Source organism: Allostigmatella hybrida (assembly GCF_020103775.1).
Classification (GTDB): Bacteria; Myxococcota; Myxococcia; order Myxococcales; family Myxococcaceae; genus Hyalangium; species Hyalangium aurantiaca.
On the sequence record NZ_JAHXBH010000018.1, the window covers coordinates 42,757 to 63,612 of the forward strand.

Genomic DNA, 20,856 nt, shown 5'->3' on the forward strand with positions numbered 1-20,856 from the left:
CTCGTGGCTCGACATTCGCGCCGGGCCCAGGCAGGAAAGCAGGCATGAGCGGCCACTTCACAGCCCCCCCTCCCGAACGCGGCATCTTCTGCAACCGCACCCTCAACATGAGGGCCATCAAGGCCATTGGCTACGACATGGATTACACGCTCGTCCACTACCACGTGGAAGCGTGGGAGCGCCGTGCGTACGAGTACATCCGCGAAGGGCTCCTGGCGCAGAACTGGCCCGTGGGGCACCTGGCGTTCGATCCGGCGCTGGTCATCCGCGGCCTCATCATCGACACGGAGAAGGGCAACCTGCTCAAGGCCAACCGCTTTGGCTTCGTGAAGAAGGCGCTCCACGGCACGCGCCCCATGGGCTTCGAGGCCCAGCGCACCGAGTACGCCCGCACCATCATCGACCTGTCCGAGCGGCGGTGGATGTTCCTCAACACCCTCTTCTCGCTGTCCGAGGCGTGCATCTACGCCCAGCTCGTGGACCTGCTGGACGCCGGCAAGCTGCCGGGCCCCATGGGCTACGGCGACCTCTATGACATCGTCCGCCGCACCCTGGACGCAGCCCACATGGCGGGCCGGCTCAAGGCGGAGATCATCGCCGACCCCGAGCGCTACGTGCTGCCGGACCCCGAGACGGCGCTGGCGCTGCTGGACCAGCGCCACTCGGGCAAGAAGCTGCTGCTCATCACCAACAGCGAGTGGGCCTACTCCCTGCCGATGATGCACGCGGCGTTCGACCCGTACCTTCCCTCGGGCATGACGTGGCGGGAGCTGTTCGACGTCGTCATCGTCAGCGCGCGCAAGCCCGAGTTCTTCACCACGCGCTCACCGCTGTTCGAGGTGGTGGACACCGGCGGCGGCGAGGCGCTGCTGCGGCCGAACTCGGGCGCGCTCAAGCCCCGCACGCCCTACTTCGGCGGCAGCGCGGTGGAGCTGGAGCGGCACCTGGGGCTGAGCGGGGATGAAATCCTCTACGTGGGCGACCACATGTTCGGCGATGTGCACGTGACGAAGAACGTGCTGCGCTGGCGCACCGCGCTCATCCTGCGCGAGCTGGAGGACGAGGTGCAGGCCATCGCCGCCTTCCGCGCCACCGAGGCGCGGCTGGCCGAGCGCATGGTGCTCAAGGAGCAGCTGGAGGCCGAGTCCTGCCAGCTCCGGCTGGAGCTGCAGCGGCGCCGGGCCCACTACGGCCCGCGCTCGCAGATGCCCGAGGACGAGCTGCTCTCCCGGCTGGGCGCCCTCCGCACCCAGCTGGAGGCGCTGGACGCGGAGCTGGGCCCCATGGCGCGCGCCGCCAGCGAGCTGTCCAACCCGCACTGGGGCCTGCTCACCCGCGCCGGCAACGACAAGAGCCACCTGGCCCGCCAGGTGGAGCGCTACGCGGACATCTACACCTCGCGCGTCTCGAACTTCCTGTTCGCCAGCCCCTTCGTCTACCTGCGCAGCCCCCGGGGCAGCCTGCCGCATGATCCGATGATCCCCGGCGGCACCCCCGTCTTCCCCTCCACGGACGCGACCACCGGGACCACCTCGTGACGCCCCGTTAAATCCCTGAAAGAACTGGGCTTTTCTTGAAGCCTGGCCGGTGGGGAGGCAACCAGACAGGGGGGAGCGGGCCCCCTGTCCCAGGGGCATGTCAGACGTCCCTAGTATTTGTTGTCCCGTGAGCCAGTCGACCTCTCAGAAGACGAAGCACGTCATCGAACAGCGCAACCTGCTGGGCGGTAGCGACCTCGTTCCGATCCTGAAAGCGGGCAAGGGCAAGAAGGCGCGCCAGTTCCACATCGCCTCGGAGGGGCGGGTGGGGTTCGCGGTGGCGCTGGCCCTGGTGGTGGAGCACGGGCGGCAGAAGGCGAAGGAGACGGGCATCACCTCGATGACCCGCTGCCCGCGCTGCAACCACGAGGGCCCCACGGCCCAGGACTTCGGCTACCGCATCATCCGCGGCGAGCGCCGTCCCCAGTCGTGGTGCCGGGGCTGCCGCTCCCAGGGGCTCACGGCCCCCACCGCGGCCCCCCTCAAGTGGTCCACGGGTGGCGAGGGAAATACGGCCGCCGGGGGCACCCTGGAGGACGGCTGGCTCTTTCCGCCCGAGACGCTGCGGGCCAAGCCGCGCAAATCCAAGAAGCGCCAGGGCTGATCGCCTCCCCGCCCGGTCACCGGGGGCCCATCCCACGCGTTCCTCGCCGGACTCCACAAGCCCGGGTGTCGTCCCTACCTCAGATCTAAAGGGAGGCACTCATGGCGGTACGGACGAAAGTCGCCGGAATGAAGAACCCGCAGTCCGTGGATGCACGTGCGGCACAACCCAGTCAGCATGCCAGCAAGGGCAAGAAGACGCTGCCGCGGGACGAGGCCGCGCTGCTGCGCCGGGAGAAGGCGCTCGCGCGGGTGACGTTGGGCCCTGCGGCGGAGATCCACGAACCCAAGAGCCACCGGCGAGCCACGTTGGTGCAGGGACGCAAGAAGGCCCCCAGCGAGATGGGCGTCAAACGCGCGGGAGGCCCCGCGGACCGCAGTCCCCTCCACGGCGGGTAAGCCCTTTCTGAACCCTGCCCCGGAGGGGCCGATGCCCGAAAAACCCCAGGCCTTCCGTGCGAAGCGCGCCAAGCGGCGCGGCACGATGATGAAGCTCAAGTCCACCGACATTCACACGGCCGGGGGCATGAGCACCCACCACGCCAAGAAGTGCGGAGGCCAGGATCCGGGGGAGATGGGCTTCGCGGACCGCACGGTCAGCGCCTGCCATCCCCCCGGCCAGGGACTAACGGCCCGGAGCCTCAAGCTGCCCACGCCGGGGCTGGGCAGCAGCCTCTCCCGCCGGAAGACGCTGCCCGTGGAGGCAGCCGCGGGCTACCGCAAGGAGGGCTCGCCCAAGCACACCCGGGGCCGGGGGGATGTGCCCGCGCTCCGGGCGAGCAAGAAGCTCACACGGCGGGGGCGGTAGTCCGCCTCCCGGAGCCGCGTCTCACTGCAAGGGCGCGGGGGCGGAGCCCTGCTCGAAAGAGCCCGGGAACTTGGTGCGCATCACGCCAATGCGCTTGCGGTTGAGCTCGATGCGCTTCTCCAGGCGCTCCACCTCGGCGGTGTCTCCCCGCATCTGCGCCTCCTGGCGCTCCCGCTCCAGACGCACCTGATCCTCTCCCAGCCGCTGGGCGACGCGCTCCATGGTCCGGCCCATCCACGGCTTCGACACCACCCGCTCCTGCGCCTCCGAGGCGGCCTCCCGGCGCGGAGGCTCCACCGGAGCCTGGAAGGGGGGCTCGGCCCGGGGCGGCGCGGGCACCTCGGCGACGGCCGGAGGCGGCGCTTCCACGGGCGGGGGGCGGACCGCGACGGGCTTGGGCGCAGGCCTCGGCAAGGGCGCGGGGGGCGGTGCCTGCGGAAGGGAGGGGCGAGGGGCGGACGAGACACCCACCTCCGGCACGGGGGCCTCGGGCCACAGGGCGGTGGCCACCACCGCCGCGACGAGCAGCACGGCGCCAACCACCGGCAGGAAGAGGTGCGGAGCGAATCTCATGAAGGCAGGTGCCCCGCAGCTTACCCTCGAACGGCGCAGCGGGGCACTTCGCCCGGCCCGGGGTGGCTGGCCGGGTGCTCCCAGGGCGGCGGACCGGGCCGGGGGCTCAGGCCGTCCCCTCGGCCTCGCTCTCGTGGAACGCGGCCTCCACCTCCGCGCCCAGCGGGTAGAGGACGAGGTGCCGCAGCGGCTCGCTGCCCAAGCTCACCGTCTCCAGGTGGTAGCGGCTGACCAGGCGGTGCTGCAGCTTGCGCAGCCGGGGCGGCCGCGGGGCCAGGGGCACGGAGACGCCTTCGTTCAGCACGCGCTGGATGGCGTGCTCCGCCTCCGCCACGGCCTCGCGCACCTGCTCCTCGTCCACGCCCTCCACCAACATGAACACCCCGCGCAGCACCCGCCGGATCTCCGCGGAGCTGTTGCGCTTCACCACCTCCACGCGCGCCCCGGTGCGCTCCACCACGCGCCGCATCTTCGGGTCATTCGCCCGCGAGCGCAGCGTCAGGATGAGGTCCGCCGACTCCAGCCGCCCCACCACGCGCGTCTCCACCTTCAGCTCGCGCAGCACCCGGTCCATCAAGTCCCGGCTCACCCCGTGCGCGAAGAGGCGCATGGGGCCCTGCGGGGCGGCAGGCGCGGCGGGGCCCGCCTTCGAGCGCGGCGGGGGCAGCGGGGCCCCGGCGTGCGGCACCGCCTCCACGCGCACCTCGCCCCCGGCGAGCAGCCGCCGCTCGCCGCCCACCTCGCTCCCGGCGAGCAGCCGGTCCACCGCCTCCGCCGTATCCAGGTGCACGAGCACCTCGTCCCGGCCCACCATCTGCACCACCAAATCAAAGGTGGGCGGCGCCTTGCGCTCGCTGACCGTCTTCTGCGTGTTGCGCCGGCGCGCCTCCTCGTCGCTCAGCGTCACCGTGTGCACCCCGCCCACGAGGTCCGACAAGGTGGGGTTGAGCACCAGGTTCTCCAGCGTGTTGCCATGCGCGGTGGCCACGAGCTGCACCCCGCGCTCGGCGATGGTGCGCGCCGCGGTGGCCTCCGCCGAGGTGCCAATCTCGTCGACGATGATGGCCTCGGGCATGTGGTTCTCCACCGCCTCAATCATCACGTCATGCTGCCGGTCGGGCCGGGACACCTGCATGCGGCGCGCGTGGCCGATGCCCGGGTGGGGAATGTCCCCGTCCCCGCCAATCTCGTTGGAGGTGTCCACCACCATCACCCGCTTGCGCAAGTCGTCGGCGAGCACCCGCGCCACCTCGCGCAGCTTCGTCGTCTTGCCCACGCCGGGCCGGCCCAGCAGCAGCACGTTGCGCCCGGTGGCGATGAGATCCTTGAGCATGTCGATGGTGCCGAACACCGCCCGGCCCACCCGCAGCGTGAGCCCCACCACGCGCCCCTTGCGGTTGCGGATGGCCGAGACCCGGTGGAGCGTGCGCTCGATGCCGGCGCGGTTGTCCTCGCCCGGGGGGCCCACCTGGGCCAGCACGTGCTCCAGGTCCGCCTGGGCCACGGGCTCCTCGCGCAGCCGCACGGAGCCCTGGACGAGCCGGGCCTCCGGCGGGCGGCCCAGGTCCATCACCACCTCCAGCACTTCTCCGGGAGACAGCCCCCGCACCGCCTCTTGCAGCGGGGCGGGCAGGACAGCCACCAACAGCAGGAAGTCATCATCGTGCTCGGCGCGCGTCTGGGTCATAGGGCGTGGCTCTGGGCCTGGCTGGAAAGATGGAGCCGGCGGGGGTGGCTTGCATACGCCCGTTTCCGGAGGAGGCAAGCAGGCACGGGCCGGGCCATAATGGCCCTCCCCCTCTTGTCCCAAGGTCCCATGCGCTCTGCCCTTGCAGGTTCTCTGTTGCTGCTGTCAGCCCTGGGCTGTGGTTCCGCCGGGGACCCCGAAACGCCCGAGGCGCCTCCAGACGGGCAGGGCGAATTCCAGCGCGACATGCTCTCCGAGCATAACCGCGTCCGCGCCACCGCCAGCCCCACGCCCAGCCCCGCGCTGCCGCCGCTCACCTGGTCCGAGGAGGCGGCGCGCAAGGCCCAGGCCTGGGTGGACCAGTGCCGCTTCGAGCACAACCCCCACCGGGGCAACCTCGGGGAGAACATCGCCGCCGCCACGCCCGGCGGCCTGAACGACTTGGGCGTGGTGCGCAACTGGGCCGCCGAGGCGCCCCAGTTCGACTACGCCCGGAACGCATGCGCCCCGGGCAAGGTGTGCGGCCACTACACGCAGCTCGTCTGGCGCAACACCACCCAGGTGGGCTGCGCGGTGAAGGAGTGCAGCCAGAACTCGCCCTTCCCGGGCTTCTCCCGCTGGAACTTCTGGGTGTGCAACTACGCCCCACCGGGCAACTTCGTGGGCCAGCGGCCCTACTGAGGCGCGCTAGCGCAGCTGGCCCTGGTCCTGGAGCGCCTTCAGCTCGGTGAAGCCGCCCACCAGCGTCCCGTCGATGAACACCATGGGGAACGTGGGGAAGCCCGCCCACAGCTTCAGCGCCAGGCGCTCCTTCCACATGGAGAGGTAGCCGCCGTACTCCAGGTAGGTGAACTTCAGCTGCTGCGCGTCCAGCAGTGCGCGCGCCCGCTTCACGAACGGGTTCCGCGCCATGCCCACCACCACGATGTGCTCACGCGCCACCGTGCCCGCCACGGTCTCGACGATGTGCCGGTGAAACTGGCCCATGAGTTCCTGAACGGCCGGGGATACCTTGTCCTGCGAGAGGGTCAGACGTGCCATGGCACCGCACCCTACCCCGGACCCGCGCGCAGTACACGCGCGGGCCTGGGCGCCCTGTCACATAAGCTTGGAAGCGCTCGCGGCCGCGCTGGCGGCGCTGGCCAGCGCGCTCTGCTGCGCCTGGCGGCTGCGCGCGATGATGTCGCGCGCCTCCTGCTCGCTCTGGGCGAACTCGATGTTCACCTTGCACTTCCCCGTGAAGTAGAGCGCGATCATCATCGCCTTGACGATGGCCTTCTGGAGCGCGTCCGCCCCCACGTAGACCAGCCCCTCGAGCCACTCGGGGCGCAGGCTCTGGGAGAGCAGCTCCCGGGCGTCCTTCTCGATGGTGGACAGGCGGATGTCCGAGACGACGAACACCCGGTCATTGGCGGCCATGTCCCGCGCGATGGTGACGAACCGCTCGATGTCCGAGGCGCGCGTTGGCCCCTTGTAGGTGCACCACAGCAGGTCCGGCTCCTCGCGCCGGAAGACATGGTTCCCCACCATCCACTCTTTGAGCACCGTCATGGAACTCCCCCCTTGGAGTACTGCACGGCAAGCCTAGGGGGATTTCCGGGCCTTCCAAGAGGGGGCTTGTACGCCCATGACCGGAGGGCACCGGGGGTGTGCGGTGGCGGAAGCTCCCCGTGCTCAGCCAGCAACAGATGAACCGCTCACCGTTTCAGGTGGCGTTCCAGAAACAACTCCACCGCCTGCCAGGCCGCGGCGGCCACGTGTGGCGCATACTGTTCGCCCGCCGGGTTCTCGAAGGCATGCTCCGCCTCGTACCGCAGCACCCGGTGGACGCCTTGCGCCTCGTCCAGCGCCTGCACGAAGGCCTCCTGCACCTCGGCGGGGAGCGTGGCGTCCTTCGTGCCGAAGAAGGCCAGCAGGGGCGCGCGCAGGCGCGAGAGCGCTTCCGGGTCCGCCTCCACCAGGCCGGAGTACGTCACCACCGCGTCGAGCGCGGGCTCGCGCATCCCCAGGCGCAGGGCCCAGCTGCCCCCCAGGCCCCAGCCGATGACCGCCGTGCGCGGCGCCCGCACCCGCGCATCCGTCACCAGGAACGCGTGCGCCGCCTGGAGCACCCGCAGGGCGCGCTCCGGGTTCACCGTGCGCACCGATGTCACCGAGCCATCCGGCCCGGTGGACTGCTGCGTGTCGTAGTAGTCCACCGCGAGCGCCGCATAGCCCTCGGCGGCGAGCCGGTCCGTCCAGTGCAGGAAGTGCTCGTTCAGCCCGCCCACGTCGTGCAGGACGAGCACCGCGGGCCAGGGGCCGGGCGAACCGTCCGGCAGGCGCAGGTAGGCGCGCGCCCCGCCCACCGTCAGGTGCTCCCCCAGGCGCGGCCCCGCGGCCTCGGACCTCGGCCGGTGCAGCGCCCGGAACTCCTGCTCGGACATGGCGCCCCGCTCGGACGGCTCGCGGGACACCTCCACGGGCGGTCCCGCCGCGCAGGCGCTCAGCACCAGCGCCGCCACTCCCGGTCCCCAGCGTCTCAGCACCGGCCGGCCCTCCCTACCAGCGCCCCATGACGCGGTTCATGAACTCGTACGGGTAGCCCAGCTCCAGCGCGCTCGCGTCGTCCAGGCGCTTCTGCTGCGCGTCGTCCAGCTTCAGCTCCGCGGCCTTCAGGTTGTCCTCGAGCTGCGCCAGGTTGCGCGCCCCGAAGATGACGGACGTCACCGCGCGCTTGCGCAACAGCCACGCCAGGGACACCTGCGAGGGGGTGGCCTTCAGCTCCGCGGCCACCGCGTCCACGGCCTCCAGCACGCGCCAGTGGCGGGGGGTGTCGAACTGGCTGAGCTGGGACTTGAACTTCTCCAGCCGGCTCGCCTCCGGCGGCGGCCGGTCCTTGCGGTACTTGCCCGAGAGGAACCCGCCCGCGAGCGGCGACCACGGCAGGATGCCCAGGCCGAACTGCTCGCACACCGGCACGTGCTCGCGCTCCAGCTCGCGCACCACCAGGCTGTACTGGGCCTGCAGCGCCACGAAGCGCGAGAGGAGCTGGGTCTTGCTCGTCCACAGGCTGTCCACCAGCCGGTAGGCGGCGTAGTTGCTGGCCCCCAGGTAGAGCACCTTGCCCTGGCGGACCAAGTCATCCAGCGCCCGGAGCGTCTCCTCCTCGGGCGTGTCGTTGTCCTGCATGTGGATTTGGTACAGGTCGATGCGGTCCGTCTTCAGCCGGCGCAGGCTCTGCTCCACCGCGGAGCGGATCTGGTAGCGCGAGGCGCCCGTGTCGTTGGGCCCCTTGCCCATGCGGAAGCGGAACTTGGTGGCCAGCACCACCTCGTCCCGGCGCTTGGACTGCTCGAACCAGTTGCCCAGCACGCGCTCGGTGAGCCCGTCGTTGCCGTACACGTTCGCCGTGTCCCAGAAGTTGATGCCCGCCTCCAGCGCGCGGTCCATGATGGAGAAGGCGGTCTTCTCGTCACTCGCCACGCCGTGCATCATCGAGCCTTCCGACGGCTCCCCGAACGTCATCGTCCCCAGACACAGGCTCGAGACCTTCAGCCCGCTGTGCCCCAACTTCCGGTACTCCATGGTGTGCCCTCCCAGGTGGCGCGCGTCCTGAGGCCACCGCCTAACGCCCCGGAGGCCCCCGCGCCACTGGCAAACACACGGGCCGCGCGCCTCCTCGCGCCCTGGAGCCCCGCAAGAGCAAGGCCCCCGCGCCGGTCTCCAGGGAGGGAGCCGGCCAGGGGCCTCGTGCGGCTGCTCGCGCGGGGCGAGGACTTACTTCGTGGGGGCCGCGGGCTTGGCGCCGGGCTTGGCGGCCGGGGCCGGGGCGGGAGGAGGCGTCGGGGCACCGGGGGCGCCCGCGCCCTTGGTGATCTCCAGCAGCTCCACCTCGAACACCAGCGTGGCACCACCCGGGATGTCCGGCGGGGCGCCGCGATCGCCGTAGGCGAGATCCGACGGGCACACCAGGCGGGCCTTGCCGCCCACCTTCATCTTCTGCACGCCCTCGGTCCAGCAGCGGATGACGCCGTTGAGCGGGAAGGTGGCCGGCTCGCCGCGCTTGTAGGAGCTGTCGAACTCCTTGCCGTCGGTGAGCGTGCCCTTGTAGTGCACCTTGACGATGTCGGTGGGCTGCGGGGTCTCTCCCGTGCCGGCCGCCGTCTCCTTGTAGATGAGGCCCGACTCGGTCTTCGTCGCGCCCTCTTCCTTGGCGGCCTGCTCCAGGAAGGCCTTGCCCTTCTCCTTCTCACCGGCCGACTTGGCCGTCTGGCGCGCCATGGCGAGCTGCTGAATCTTCGGCCCGAAGGTCTCGATCTCCACCAGGGGCTTCTCGCCCTTCACCTGGGCGGCGAGGCCGGCCTGGACGAAGGTCAGCTCCTCCGGGGTGAGGTTGAACACGCCCACGCTCCGGCCCACGGACAGGCCCAGCGCGTACAGCGTCTTCTGGTCGTCGGTCTGCGGGTTGGCCCCCGCAGCCGTGCCCGTGGCCGTGGCCGCGCTGTCCGCGCCCTTGGCCTCCTGCTTCTGGCATCCCGTCACGATGAGTGACAGGGCTGCCACTGCCCACATTTTCCGCATGTCTTCGACTCTCCTTGCCTCATCAGCGGCGTTTCCGCCGCCACCTGGGGCCCCACTTACTACAGAACCGCGTGGGACTCGCGCTTTCCATGCATCTCTTTGCGCTCCAATCACTCTCCCCGGCCGCGGCGGCCTAACGCCTCCGGCTGGGGGCAATCATTTCGGAGAGCCACAGGAGCAGCACCGCGCCGAGGATGGCGCCGATGAAGCCCGCGGGCGAGGGCGACTTCCAGTTGCCCCCGCGGATGAGGGCGGCCACGAAGCCTCCCACGAAAGCGCCTCCCACCCCCAGCAGCGTGGTGCGGATGAGGCCCATCTTCTGCTCGCCCGGCATGACGGCGCGGGCAATCAGCCCCACGACGAAGCCGAAGAGGATCCAGCTGCACAACCCCATGGTGACTCCTCGCACGGGCGGGGGGAGCGTCCCCCCGCGTCGACGCGGCGCAGTCTGCCCCAGACCGGGCGTGTTGGGGCAAGCCGCGCCCCGGCTTTACCGCCGGACGGAGACCACCCAACGCTCGGCGCTTTCCCCGGGGAGCAGGCTCCCGGTGAGGGTGTTGTTGTCCTCGACGAGCTCCTGCTCTTCCTGGGCCGGATCCACCCAGGCGCTCAGGACGCCGCCGCCCTCGGCCAGTCCCTCGCCTGCGGGGGCCACCGCGAGGCACTGCCCGGGCAGGAGGATGGGCACCGCCGCCTCACCGGCGAGGCGCTCCGCGCCGGAGAGGGACACATCGGCCGTCCGGGAGAAGGCCACGCGGGTGGGGCGCCGGGTGGGCTGGGTGCCCTGGTTGCACACCGTCACGAGCCCTGCGCCGGTCTGCCCGGGCGGGGCGGAGAGGGTCAGGTCGGGCCCCTCGCCCATGCCGAGCCGGTGGCCGGTCCGGGAGTTGTTGGTCTCCAGAAGCTCGCGCACCGAGCCCGGCCGGTCCACCCACGCCCCCAGGTACCAGCTTCCCTCCGCCACCTGGGCGCTTCCCGTGCCCGCCACCTGCGCGCAGGCACCGGCCTCCAGCGCGGGCACCCGGGCCTGGGCCAGCACCGGGGCCGAGGCGGGGAGGGACGCGGTGGCGGACAGCGCGAACTCCAGGGACGTGGCGGGACTGGTCGCGGTGCCCTGGTTGCACACCGTGGCGGTGGCCTCCAGGGCGTGGGCTGCCTGTGCGCCGCGCTGCGCGCTCACGGTGGTGACGGTGAGGTCCGGCCCCTCGCCCACGGCCGCGCGGGCGCCCACCCGGAGGTTGTTGTCCTCGCCCAGCTCGGCCACGGCCTGAGAGCGATCCACCCAGGCGGCCAGGAAGTACGCCCCCGGGGAGACGCCGGCCGGGCCGGAGAGGTTCACCGGGACGCATTGGCCTGGCGGTAGCGCTTCGACGGAGGCCACGCCGAACCGCGGGTCCGCCTCGGTGAGTTGAGCATCCTCGGAGAGGAAGGCCTCCACCTGGGCGGTGCCCGCCGTGGTGCCCTGGTTGCACACGGTGGCGGTGAGGGTGGCGGTGTCGCCGAAGCTCGCCGGGCCCTTCACGCCGGAGAGGACGAAGTCCGGCCGGGTGCCCACGGCCACGGGGCTACCCACCCGGAGGTTGTTGCCCTCCTCCAGCTCGCTCACGGCCTGGGCGGCGTCCACCCGGGCGGCCACGGCGTAGGTGCCCTCGGGCAGCGCGTCCACCCGGGAGGGGATGCGCAAGGCCTGGCACTGCCCCTCGGCCAACGGCTCCAGGGAGGCCGAGCCCACGCCGAGGCCCATGCCCGAGGGGGCCGCGTCCGGGACGAGGGACACCTCGACGTGGGCCGGGGCGCGGACCGTGCCCAGGTTGCACACGGTGACGCGGGTAAGGAACTCCCCAGAGGGCAGCAGGCTGTCGGGGGCCTCCACTTGGGCGACGGTCAGGTCCGGCCCCACGCCGAAGGCCATGGGCAGCCCCACGCGCGCGTTGTTCGACTCGGACAGCTCTGGGACTTCATTCTCCGGATCAACGAGGGCGCCGGGATACCACCGCCCCTCGGGGATGGCCGTGCCCGCGGGAACGGACACGTGGAGGGTGGCGCACTGGTTCGGGTGCAGCAGCCCCGTGTCCACGGAGCCCACGCGCAGGTCCGTGACGGAGATGCCCGTGTCGCCCGAGAGCACGAGGTGCACGGAGGCGCGGGCGCTGCGGACGCCCTGGTTGCACGCGGTGACGGTGGCCCCGAAGGCACTGCCGGGCAGCACGCTGGAGGGGCCACTCACCGAGGAGATCCACAGGTCCGGGGCCTTGGACGAGACGACGGCCCCCACCACGGTGTCCACGAAGAGCTCCGCGGGCCCCACCTCGCCTGGGCCGCCACAGCCCACGAGCCACCCACATGCCACCACCCCGGAGGCGAGCTTTCGCAGGCGACGCGCAGCCCTCATGGCGTTTCTCCTCCCAGGAAGCGTGGACCCAAACAACCCCTTCAAACAGCAGTGCTGCACTAATGCAGTAAAGACGGATTCTGAATGCCCTCTCCGTGCCAGTCCAGAAAAAACGGTTATACCTGAGTGAACGGCCTTGTGGCGCATCTGGGCCGGGGACGCTCTCGGGGATATGGGGGGGAGGTCCTTGGGACGAGTTCCAACCCTCCACGAACATCGACGACGTGATTGATCAGCTCTGGCATTGAAGCGCCCTGAGACATGTCTCGAACGTCCTGGATGAACCGAACCCTGCGCGTCACCGCATCCGTCCTCCTCTGCGGTGCCCTGCCCGTGTGCGCCCCCGCGCGCCCCCACCTCTATGTGCCCCCCGAGGAAGCCGCCTGGTTCAAGTTTCCAACGGACCTCCCGGCCCATGCGGACGCTCAACGCATCTCCGGCGCCACGGCCACCGCCATTCAGCTCGCCATGGATGACTTCCTTCCCCGGGATCGCAAAACCTCCCGTGGAGAGACCGCTCAAGCCATCTGCCTGCAACAGCGTCAGTCTTACGATGTCGCAGCCACTCCAGGCCCCGGCGGCGTGATGTGGATCAACTTCATGTTGAGTCCAGGCGCCTGTACCCACGGCCCAGGGCCACTCATCGACATCGGCGCGACCTATGCGGTGGATACCGGCACCTGGAGCATCCTGGCGGTCAGGGCGCCATGAACCCAGCTTCGAATTCGCGGAGTCCTTCTCTGCTCAGCTTCGCCATGGCGGGGCTCCTCCTCGCCGCGTGTCAGGCCACGCACCGGCCCATTCCCCATGCCACGCCGGAGCAAGCCGCCCAAGTGGTCTTCCCACCGCTTCCCAACGCGCAGTCGAAGCGCCTTCCAGGGAACATGGCAGCGTCCATTCAACTGGCCATGGAGGACTTTCTGCCGTGGGACGCTCCGTCCGCTCCAGCGCCCATTCCGCGAACTCCCTGTTTGTCCCACCGCGAGTCCTACGATGTGGTGGCGGTCCCTCTTCCGGAGGCGGTCATGCTGGTCCGCTTCGAACTCAATCCCGAGATCTGCGCTCCCACCGAGAGCGTCTTTGACGTGACCACCTACGCCATCGACGTGCGCACGATGCGGATCCTCTCACGTGAGCTCGTGACCCGCCCCGCGCAATGAGCCCCTGAAGCGAACCGCCCTCCCCGTCCTTATTTCCCACTCTTGCGGACGGAGATCTCCACGACGAAGTCCAGGGCTTCCTCCTCGCTCCGCTCGGTCCGGGCGAGGACTTCGGGCCGGTCGTCCCCACTCCACAGCCCCAGCAAGTCGTAGGTCAGCCACTGTGACAGGGAGCGCGCCACCCGCTGCGTGCCCTCGCGCGACACCGAGGAGAGCGAGCCCTGCGCCTCCATCAGGCCGCGCACCAGCCGCGCGGGCACCATCCAGCACTCGGCCCGCAGCGCGGGCGGCACCAGGAACAGGCAGTACGCGGCCTCGCTCCGCGCCAGCAGTCCGTCCACCTGCTCCCGCCCCAACCGGAGGTTGGGCGCCCACTGCCCCTCCCCCCAGGGCTCCAGCTTCCGCGCCCGCACGAGCACCGCGCGCTTCGTCTTGAGGAAGCCGTCCACCTCCACGCTCAGCACGAACATCAGCTCCACGCCCGAGCGCCCGGGCACCTGCGCATTCCCAATGGGCTCCGGGCCCCGGCGGAAGCGCAGGTCCAGCTCCAGGGGAACCGGCTGCCCCTGGGTGAGCAGCAGCCCCAGGTCCGAACGGATGCTCTCGAACTCGTGCCGCAGATCCTCCAGCAACCGGGTGACCAGTTGGGCCTCCTCTTCCCGGCAGTGCTGCGGATAGCGCGCGGAGAAGTCCCGCTCCACCCGGCTGAACGCCCCCAGGAGCAGCTCCTCCAGGTCCCGGTCCCGGAGCCACGTCCGGCCCCCGCCCAGCGTCATCGCCCCCGAGGCACGCAGGTGGCGCAAGGCCCCCGTCAGCGTCGCGGGCGTATGGCCTCCGGTGGCCTGCTCCGCCCCCGCCTCGAGCCACGCGTGGATGGCCCGCACGCGGAAGCGCACGCGCGTGGAGGGATGCTCGCCGAGCCTGCGCAGCCACCGGCGGTCCGTGGACGTCTTCACCAGCGAGAGCGTCACCAGCTCGGCCTCGGAGGCCGCCGCGTCCGGCGCGCACCACAGGAAGAACTCCATCGCCGCCTTGCGCAGCACCGGCTTCTTCACCGCCCGGCGCGTGACTTCCTTGCGCCACGCGGCGAGCTCATCGGCCCCTGGCCGGCGCTCCGTCTCGAAGCGAGGCCACAGGTCCGCGCACTCCTCCGCCAGCCAGCACAGCACCTCCGCCACGGGCAGGCCGCTCACGCGCTCGCGGGCCCGGTTGCGGCGCTCGAAGACATCCTCCAGCCCCTGGCGCAGCGCCAACCGGAAGAGGCACTCCTCCACCCACAACAGCACGAGCGCCAGCCCGGGCTCCTCCTTGGGCTTCAGGTGCTCCCAGCACGTGTCCGCCACGAGCCGGTGCCGGCCGATGTCCGGCGCCCCGGAGAGGCTCGCCACCAGCGCCTGCAACGCGCCGCGCAGCCCCTGCACGGGCGACTCGAAGTACACCAGCAGCTCACTGAGGTTCTCCACGGCGGCCAACGGTCCTCCCTCTTCGAGGTTCCGGGCGAGCAGCAAGCTGGCGCGCGTGCACCAGCGGGCCTCGCCCTTGCCCTTCGCATAGCAGCCCAGAAAGCCCCGCAGCTCGGCCTGGCTGTCCGGCGCGGTCACCACCTGGAAGAGCTTCTCCTCCAGGATGTCGCGGCACTCGCGCCAGGGCAGCTTCGAGGCCCGCTCCCGGATGAAGCCCACGAGCTTGTACCGGCCCTCGCGCAGGTGGGGCAGCAGCCTCCGCAGCTGGTCGAGCCTCCCCGTGAGCCGCTTCTCCGGGCCGAGGAAGACCTTCAGGTCCACCTCCACGTCCCCCTGGAACCGCAGCACCCGGCCATCGAAGGTGCAGCCCACGCCGCCCACCAAGGACAGCAGCGCCTCCGGGTGGCGCTTGAGGTAGCGCAGCACCACCTTGGAGAGCTCCGCGGACACCTGGCGCGTGAGCGGGGCGAGCAGCTCGTCCGGCCCTTCCGCCTTCAGGCCCTGGACGAGCTGCCCTTGCCGGACGAGCAGCCGCTGGAGGAGCTGCGCCGGCGGCTCCGAGTAGGGCCACAGCAGCTCGCCGCAGTGGCTCAGCAGGAACGCCAGCTCCCCGGCGGAGCGGGGGCCCGCCTCCAGCCGGGACCAGGTGGCCATGCGCGCCATCTCCCGCTCGTCCAGGGAGGCCCGCTGCGCCCACGCTCCGAGCTGCTCCGCCCACTGGGGCCGCGCGGACAGGACGGCCTCGCGCGGGGCGGCCACCACCTGCTCATAGAGGGCCTGGAGGGACGCAGGCCACGTGTCGTTACCGGGAAGCATGTCTCCGTGCGCGCCCGCCCGCGCGAGCGAGGGCCGGTGCCCACCTTCCTTGAACCCAGCGGGCCTGTCCAGCGCCGGCGCCATGCCCCTTCTCATGGGCTGCTTGCGATAAGCTACGGGCATGCCCAAAACGCCGTTGGGAGCGGCCCTCGTGCCGACCGAGCTTGAGACCAAGACGTACAGCGTCTCGGCCCTGCTCGATGCCATCCGCAAGGGCCGGGTCCGCATCCCTCATTTCCAGCGTGGATTCCGCTGGAATGACGAGGACCGCCGGCTCCTCTTCGACAGCCTCCAGGCAGGGTTCCCGATTGGAACCCTGCTTCTCGCACGGGGTGAGGCCCCTGCAGAGCACATCATGCTGGGAGGGTTCTCTGCGGCGGTGCCACACACACCAGACGCACTCTGGGTGGTCGACGGGCAACAGCGCTTGGTGACCCTGGCCATGGCCCTGCTAGAGGACCATTCGGGCGCATACCGGCCCCTGTTCTTCGATCTGGAGGCCAACCGGTTCGTCACGGGTGTGCGCCGCCGGGCCGTCCCTCCCTACTGGGTTCCGACCCACGTGCTGTCGAGTTCGGCGGTGTTGAACAAGTGGCTGCGCGAAACGGGGGTCTCCGCTGAACTTTCCGACCGTGCAGACGCCATCGCCAGCCGCCTGCGTGAGTACGCCGTTCCGGCCTACCTCATTCCCTACGATGGACAGAACGACAAGCTCCTCCAGGAGATCTTCGCGCGAGTCAACCAGCGGGGCCGGATGCTGGAGAAGCACGAGGTCTTCCAGGCGCTGCACTCTAGTGTCACGGGTGGGAAGGGACCGATTGACCGGGTCCGCGACGAGCTGATCCCACTGGGTTTTGGAGAGCTGGAGGGCAGCCAGATCGAGAAGGCGGCCATCGCCGTTGCTGGCGGAGACCCTCGCAAACCGCTTCAAGATCAGCTCTCCCATGTGCCCGCCGCAGAGTTGCTGGAACGGACCGCGCAAAGCCTTGCGCTGACCATCGAGTTCCTCTCCGCTGATGCCAGCGTACCGCATGTGTCATGGCTCCCTTACGCAGGAGTCATTCCAGCCTTGGCACGATTCCTTTCACTCCATCCCTCTCCCCATCCCCGCAACCGGGAGCTGCTGGTTCGCTGGTTCTGGCGTGGCACGCTGACGCGCGATCATCGTCCGGACAACTCCCTTGACCGGCCAAAGTGGAAGGCGATTGACGAGGATGAGCACGGCTCGGTCCAACGGCTCCTCAAGCTCCTGAGCCCTGTGACTGCGGAGAGCCTGCCTTCCACACTTGGGCCCCTGACAGGCGGACGAAGTGCACGGCGCTCCACGGAGTACATCAGCCTTGCCTCGCTGGAGCCAAAAGTGCTCGTGGGAGAGGACCTTGGCCAGGATGTTCCTTTGGCCTCACTCATCGAGCACGGGCATCCTTTTTTCGAGCTTGAACCGCCGTCGGGAAGCGGCCGGACCATCGCGTCGCTCCTGCTTCACCCCAAAGACTCTTCTCTGTTTCCCTTGATCCCCTTTCTGCTCACGGACCTAGAAGGTTCACTGCTCGCATCGCACGGTATCGATGCGACCAGTGTCCGGGCATGGGCTGCTGGAGACATGCAGGCATTCGTCTCATTGCGTTCCGCACGGTTGCTCACCCATCTGCGGCGTTTCCTGACAGATGGAGCAGGGCTTCACACCAGCGACCACGACCGGCAACCCCTCGACGCCTATTTCGCGGAAGACGGGGCCTGATGCTCGACGTCTTCCTCGACAACCTTCTCGTTGGCCGGATCCTGCGTGAGGAGGAGACCTCCATTGCGTCCTTCCTGATCGACGAGGCCTATGCGGAGAATTCCGGGCGCCCTGTGCTTGGACAGCAGTTCGAAGAGCGCCGTCACCACCGGTTCTTCCGTCAGGCCGCCCATCCGGGCCAGCTCCCAACGTTCTTCGCCAACCTTCTCCCCGAAGGAGCGCTGGACGAACTCATCCAGGCACAGCTTGGAACGGAAGATGCCACCGCAAAGCTTGCGTTCCTCGGTGAGGATCTGCCAGGCGCCGTGCGGGTCCGGCGCTCCGGTACTGCGTTCGCGCCCCCTCCTGAAACCCAGACCTTTGATGAGCCCAGAAGTGAGGGCCCCTCTGGCCCACCGGAGCTGCGCTTCTCGCTCGCTGGCGTGCAACTGAAGTTCTCAGCGGTCCGCTCCGGAGACAGCCGATTCACCCTGCCCTTCAGTGGGCAGGGTGGACGCTGGATTCTCAAGTTCGGGTCGGCGGTCTATCCAGAGCTGCCGGAGAATGAGCACTTCACGATGCAGTGGGCTGCGCGCTGTGGGTTGGCTGTGCCACCTCACCAGCTCGTCCCGGTCAGCACCATCGATTCACTCGATCCTCGATTCGCCTCACTCGGCGAGAACGTCTTCGCCATCGAGCGGTATGACCGGCAGACCAACGGGGCACGCATCCATCAAGAAGACTTCGCGCAGATCCGAGGCGTACCTCCAGACTTGAAGTACCAAGGTGCAAGCCTTGAGCAACTGGCACGGCTCGTCGGCGACCTTTGTGGCCCCAGCGACCTCGATGAGTTTCTCCGCCGGGTCCTCTTCCTGCTGATCTCGGGCAACACGGACGGACATCTGAAGAATTGGTCCCTTGTCTACCCAGATGGGCGCCGGGCCCGGCTCTCACCCGCGTATGACTTCGTCTGTGTGCGCCAGTACCTTGCCGGGAATCAACTGGCGTTACCGCTCGCGAAGGAGCGGTCGCCTGAGCGCATCGACTGGGGACACATTCGCCGTGTCGATAAGTACCTGAAAGCCCAAGGGCATGACGTCGACTTCGAGGGGCTTGCGCACACGTTCGTCACGAGGTGCATGGACGAGTGGGCGGTCCATCGCGGACAGGTCAGCTCCACCTATCGTGCATGCATCGAAGCCCACTTGGCTGGGCTTCCTTTGCTCGGGACTTAAGACGTCAGAATCAGGGGGCGGGGGGCACGGCCGCCGGCGGAGGGGCCGCCGTGGGCAACAGCGCGCCACAGGTGGTGCTGGACATCCACTCCCGGCCACAGGCCAGGCGGACCAGGGGCTCGCGGAACTGCCAGAGCAGCGCGAAGAGGACGAAGAGCACCACCAGGAGCTTCACGCCTCCCGGAATCTCCTCCTCCGTGTCCTCCTCTTCCTCATCGCCCCGGATGCCCTCCAGCGTGGAGCGCAGCCGGTCCTGGTGGTCGATGGTGGCCCCCTGGGGCAGCCGGGGCTTGCGGGTGATGAGCCGGGCCAGTTCCTGCGTGAGCATCAACCGGTCGTTGAGCGCCCAGCCCGAGCCCTCCAGGAGCAGCGCCAGGTTGCGCTTGCGCAGCTTCAACCACCCGAGCAGCCCCGAGGGCACCATGACGATGGCCGCGATGGTGATGGCCGCCGAGAGCACATCCCCCAGCGACAGCGAGCGCATCTGGGTCACGATGAAGGCCAGCGCCGAGCCGAGGGCCGCGAACGCGATGCCTCCGGCGACGACGAGCCCTCCCAGCCCACCGCCCGGCGCCGCGGCCGCGGGCGCGGCAGCCCCCGCCGCGGGCACGGGCGCGGCGGCCGCTGTGACGGAGTGGGTATAGCCCTTCTCCAATTGATCATCGAAGGCCTTGTCCCCCGAGGACGCCAGGGCCTCCACCTTCGAGGTGATGAACCTGCCGATGCGCTGGAAGGGCATCGTCATCGCCTCCCACAGGGAGACGGGCTGGCGGACCACCTGCACCACGGTGGCGTCGTGCTCCTGGCCGTTCACGTCGTGGAAGATGCCGCGCTTGCCCACCTCCAGGCCGGTGCTCCGGCCGCGTGTGACGGGCACCGCCACCTCGTAGCCCGCCGCCCCATCCTTGGGCGTCACCTTCACATAGAGGATGCAGGTGGTGCCCTGGGTACACAGCGCCGCATGCTCGTCATGGGCCCGCACGAGCACCGACAGCGTGTACTTGCGCCCGCCCAGGATGAGCGTCCCCTGCTCGTAGAGCGCATGCCGCTTCGCCGTGTAGAGGTCCGGCATGCTGATGAAGTTGTTGGCGAACGTGAGCAGCCACCGCTGGTAGAGGATGAGCCGCTCCAGCCCGGTGATGGCCTCCAGCTCCTCCTTGAGCGCCAGGTCCGTCCGGCACGCCGCCTCGATGGTGTCCAGGTCCGCCTCGGCCACGGTGGACAGCTCCGCCAGCATGCCCCGCACGGGGTTGGCCTCGAACGCGGCCTGCCAGGCGAGCACCGCATCGGCCTGCGCGGAGAGCTGCCGCCACGCCGCGTCGCTCAGCGACTCCGCCTCCCCCAGCGTGGGCACCACCACCTCGCGGTGAAACGCCTCCAGCACCTCGAAGGCGGGGCCGCGGTAGAGCCGGGACCAGGTCAGCACCCCGGCGGGATTGGCCCCCGCGATGGGCAGCAGCGCCGCGGCCTTCTCCAGCGCGGCGGGGTCTCCGAGCGCGCCCTCCACCCGGCCCACGGGCAGCTTGAGGCTCGCGGCCGCATCCGGCTGGGCCGCCACCAACCGGCACTGCAGGAAGTACGCATCCAGCAGCGGCTTCACCTCGCGGATGCGCTGGGCCCGCGCCAGGCTGGCCTCGCCCCACACGTGCACGGCGTCCTTCGTGGCCTGGTGGGCCAGGAACGCAGCCCGCTCCACGCGGAAGCGCTGCACCATGGGCAAGTCAATGCCCGGCTGGCCCGCGCGGTTCTTCACCTCCGGGAACGAGGCCATGATGCGCGTGGCCAGCGGGCGCACCGGCTCCGGCAGGAACCCGGGCTCGACGATGCCATCGCCGTTGAGGCCCGCCTTGCGCATCACCGGCTCGCTGGCGCGCACCTGCTCCAGCGAGATGCGGCCCGGGTCCGTGGACTGCAGCGCCGCCAGCACCCGCAGCGCCGCGGCGCGCAGCGGGGCGCCCTCGGCGGACAGCGCGCTCAGCTCCAGCACGTCGCTCTTGGCATCCACGCCCTGGCGCGACTGGAGCATCCGCGCCGTGTACTCCACCGCCGCGCGCAGCTCTCCCACGCGGATGCGCGCGTTGCCATCCGTGTCCAGCAGCGACAGGAAGTGCGCGTCGCAGTGCAGCCCCTCGACGGGGCATGCGGTGGCCATCCACTGCGTCTCGGGAATGCGGATGGCCTCGACGAGGGCAGCGAAATCAGGAATGTCGACCTGAAGGGAACCGCCGTGGCGGCGGTACACGAGGGAAGCAGCCATGGGGCCGGACGGTGCCTGGGGACGCGCCCGGGAGCAAGGCT

General features: G+C 70.0%; 20 protein-coding genes. 9 read left to right on the top strand and 11 right to left on the bottom strand.

The window, feature by feature from the left end:
- Window positions 1–44 precede the first annotated feature (44 nt).
- The 4 genes from KY661_RS24250 (at window position 45) to KY661_RS24265 (ending at window position 2,949) form a co-directional block, all read left to right on the top strand.
- On the top strand, window positions 45–1,538 hold the full coding sequence (locus KY661_RS24250) for an HAD-IG family 5'-nucleotidase (protein ID WP_225412474.1): 1,494 nt from the start codon (window positions 45–47) through the stop codon (window positions 1,536–1,538).
- A gap of 97 nt (window positions 1,539–1,635) precedes the next feature.
- Window positions 1,636–2,142 carry a hypothetical protein gene (locus KY661_RS24255; RefSeq protein ID WP_225412475.1) on the top strand — a complete coding sequence of 169 codons (507 nt, stop codon included), beginning with the start codon at window positions 1,636–1,638 and terminating at the stop codon, window positions 2,140–2,142.
- A gap of 101 nt (window positions 2,143–2,243) precedes the next feature.
- Window positions 2,244–2,540 carry a hypothetical protein gene (locus tag KY661_RS24260; RefSeq protein WP_225412476.1) on the top strand — a complete coding sequence of 99 codons (297 nt, stop codon included), beginning with the start codon at window positions 2,244–2,246 and terminating at the stop codon, window positions 2,538–2,540.
- A gap of 31 nt (window positions 2,541–2,571) precedes the next feature.
- Window positions 2,572–2,949 carry a hypothetical protein gene (locus KY661_RS24265; RefSeq protein ID WP_225412477.1) on the top strand — a complete coding sequence of 126 codons (378 nt, stop codon included), beginning with the start codon at window positions 2,572–2,574 and terminating at the stop codon, window positions 2,947–2,949.
- Window positions 2,950–2,970: 21 nt separating this feature from the next.
- Here KY661_RS24265 and KY661_RS24270 read toward each other — a convergent pair whose 3' ends face one another.
- Both KY661_RS24270 and KY661_RS24275 read right to left on the bottom strand, forming a co-directional pair.
- Window positions 2,971–3,522: a hypothetical protein gene (locus tag KY661_RS24270; RefSeq protein ID WP_225412478.1), complete on the bottom strand. Its 552-nt coding sequence runs from the start codon at window positions 3,520–3,522 to the stop codon at window positions 2,971–2,973.
- A 106-nt stretch (window positions 3,523–3,628) separates the two neighbouring features.
- On the bottom strand, window positions 3,629–5,209 hold the full coding sequence (locus KY661_RS24275; protein WP_225412479.1) for a R3H domain-containing nucleic acid-binding protein: 1,581 nt from the start codon (window positions 5,207–5,209) through the stop codon (window positions 3,629–3,631).
- 129 nt (window positions 5,210–5,338) lie between these two features.
- On the opposite strand from KY661_RS24275, the gene KY661_RS24280 reads away from it, so the two are divergent.
- Window positions 5,339–5,890, top strand: coding sequence for a CAP domain-containing protein (locus KY661_RS24280; protein ID WP_398577232.1), 552 nt, complete (start codon window positions 5,339–5,341; stop codon window positions 5,888–5,890).
- 6 nt (window positions 5,891–5,896) lie between these two features.
- On the opposite strand, the gene KY661_RS24285 is transcribed toward KY661_RS24280, so the two are convergent.
- The 7 genes from KY661_RS24285 to KY661_RS24315 all read right to left on the bottom strand — a co-directional run bounded on the left by KY661_RS24285 (window position 5,897) and on the right by KY661_RS24315 (window position 12,164).
- Entirely contained in the window at window positions 5,897–6,250 is a 354-nt protein-coding gene (locus KY661_RS24285) for a glutaredoxin (protein ID WP_225412481.1), read from the bottom strand.
- A gap of 57 nt (window positions 6,251–6,307) precedes the next feature.
- On the bottom strand, window positions 6,308–6,760 hold the full coding sequence (locus KY661_RS24290; RefSeq protein ID WP_075008793.1) for a hypothetical protein: 453 nt from the start codon (window positions 6,758–6,760) through the stop codon (window positions 6,308–6,310).
- A gap of 146 nt (window positions 6,761–6,906) precedes the next feature.
- Window positions 6,907–7,737 (bottom strand): dienelactone hydrolase family protein, encoded by an 831-nt coding sequence (locus KY661_RS24295; protein WP_225412482.1) that lies wholly within the window; start codon window positions 7,735–7,737, stop codon window positions 6,907–6,909.
- A gap of 13 nt (window positions 7,738–7,750) precedes the next feature.
- Window positions 7,751–8,776, bottom strand: a complete 1,026-nt coding sequence (locus KY661_RS24300; RefSeq protein WP_075008791.1) for an aldo/keto reductase — start codon at window positions 8,774–8,776, stop codon at window positions 7,751–7,753.
- Window positions 8,777–8,968: 192 nt separating this feature from the next.
- Window positions 8,969–9,772 carry an FKBP-type peptidyl-prolyl cis-trans isomerase gene (locus KY661_RS24305; protein ID WP_225412483.1) on the bottom strand — a complete coding sequence of 268 codons (804 nt, stop codon included), beginning with the start codon at window positions 9,770–9,772 and terminating at the stop codon, window positions 8,969–8,971.
- A gap of 133 nt (window positions 9,773–9,905) precedes the next feature.
- Window positions 9,906–10,166: a GlsB/YeaQ/YmgE family stress response membrane protein gene (locus KY661_RS24310; protein ID WP_075008789.1), complete on the bottom strand. Its 261-nt coding sequence runs from the start codon at window positions 10,164–10,166 to the stop codon at window positions 9,906–9,908.
- Between the two features lie 96 nt (window positions 10,167–10,262).
- Window positions 10,263–12,164 carry a CARDB domain-containing protein gene (locus KY661_RS24315; protein WP_225412484.1) on the bottom strand — a complete coding sequence of 634 codons (1,902 nt, stop codon included), beginning with the start codon at window positions 12,162–12,164 and terminating at the stop codon, window positions 10,263–10,265.
- 279 nt (window positions 12,165–12,443) lie between these two features.
- On the opposite strand from KY661_RS24315, the gene KY661_RS24320 reads away from it, so the two are divergent.
- The gene (locus KY661_RS24320; protein WP_225412485.1) at window positions 12,444–12,875 is read left to right on the top strand and encodes a hypothetical protein; all 432 of its coding nucleotides are present in this window, start codon (window positions 12,444–12,446) and stop codon (window positions 12,873–12,875) included.
- A 314-nt stretch (window positions 12,876–13,189) separates the two neighbouring features.
- Window positions 13,190–13,324 carry a hypothetical protein gene (locus KY661_RS37350; protein ID WP_263437319.1) on the top strand — a complete coding sequence of 45 codons (135 nt, stop codon included), beginning with the start codon at window positions 13,190–13,192 and terminating at the stop codon, window positions 13,322–13,324.
- A 29-nt stretch (window positions 13,325–13,353) separates the two neighbouring features.
- On the opposite strand, the gene KY661_RS24325 is transcribed toward KY661_RS37350, so the two are convergent.
- Window positions 13,354–15,687 (bottom strand): hypothetical protein, encoded by a 2,334-nt coding sequence (locus KY661_RS24325; RefSeq protein WP_317987296.1) that lies wholly within the window; start codon window positions 15,685–15,687, stop codon window positions 13,354–13,356.
- A 67-nt stretch (window positions 15,688–15,754) separates the two neighbouring features.
- On the opposite strand from KY661_RS24325, the gene KY661_RS24330 reads away from it, so the two are divergent.
- On the top strand, window positions 15,755–17,344 hold the full coding sequence (locus tag KY661_RS24330; RefSeq protein ID WP_225412486.1) for a DUF262 domain-containing protein: 1,590 nt from the start codon (window positions 15,755–15,757) through the stop codon (window positions 17,342–17,344).
- Window positions 17,344–18,558 (top strand): type II toxin-antitoxin system HipA family toxin, encoded by a 1,215-nt coding sequence (locus KY661_RS24335; RefSeq protein WP_225412487.1) that lies wholly within the window; start codon window positions 17,344–17,346, stop codon window positions 18,556–18,558. Before KY661_RS24330 ends, KY661_RS24335 begins: the two co-directional genes overlap by 1 nt.
- 10 nt (window positions 18,559–18,568) lie before the next feature.
- Here KY661_RS24335 and KY661_RS24340 read toward each other — a convergent pair whose 3' ends face one another.
- Window positions 18,569–20,815 (bottom strand): kinesin, encoded by a 2,247-nt coding sequence (locus KY661_RS24340; protein ID WP_225412488.1) that lies wholly within the window; start codon window positions 20,813–20,815, stop codon window positions 18,569–18,571.
- Window positions 20,816–20,856: the final 41 nt, after the last annotated feature.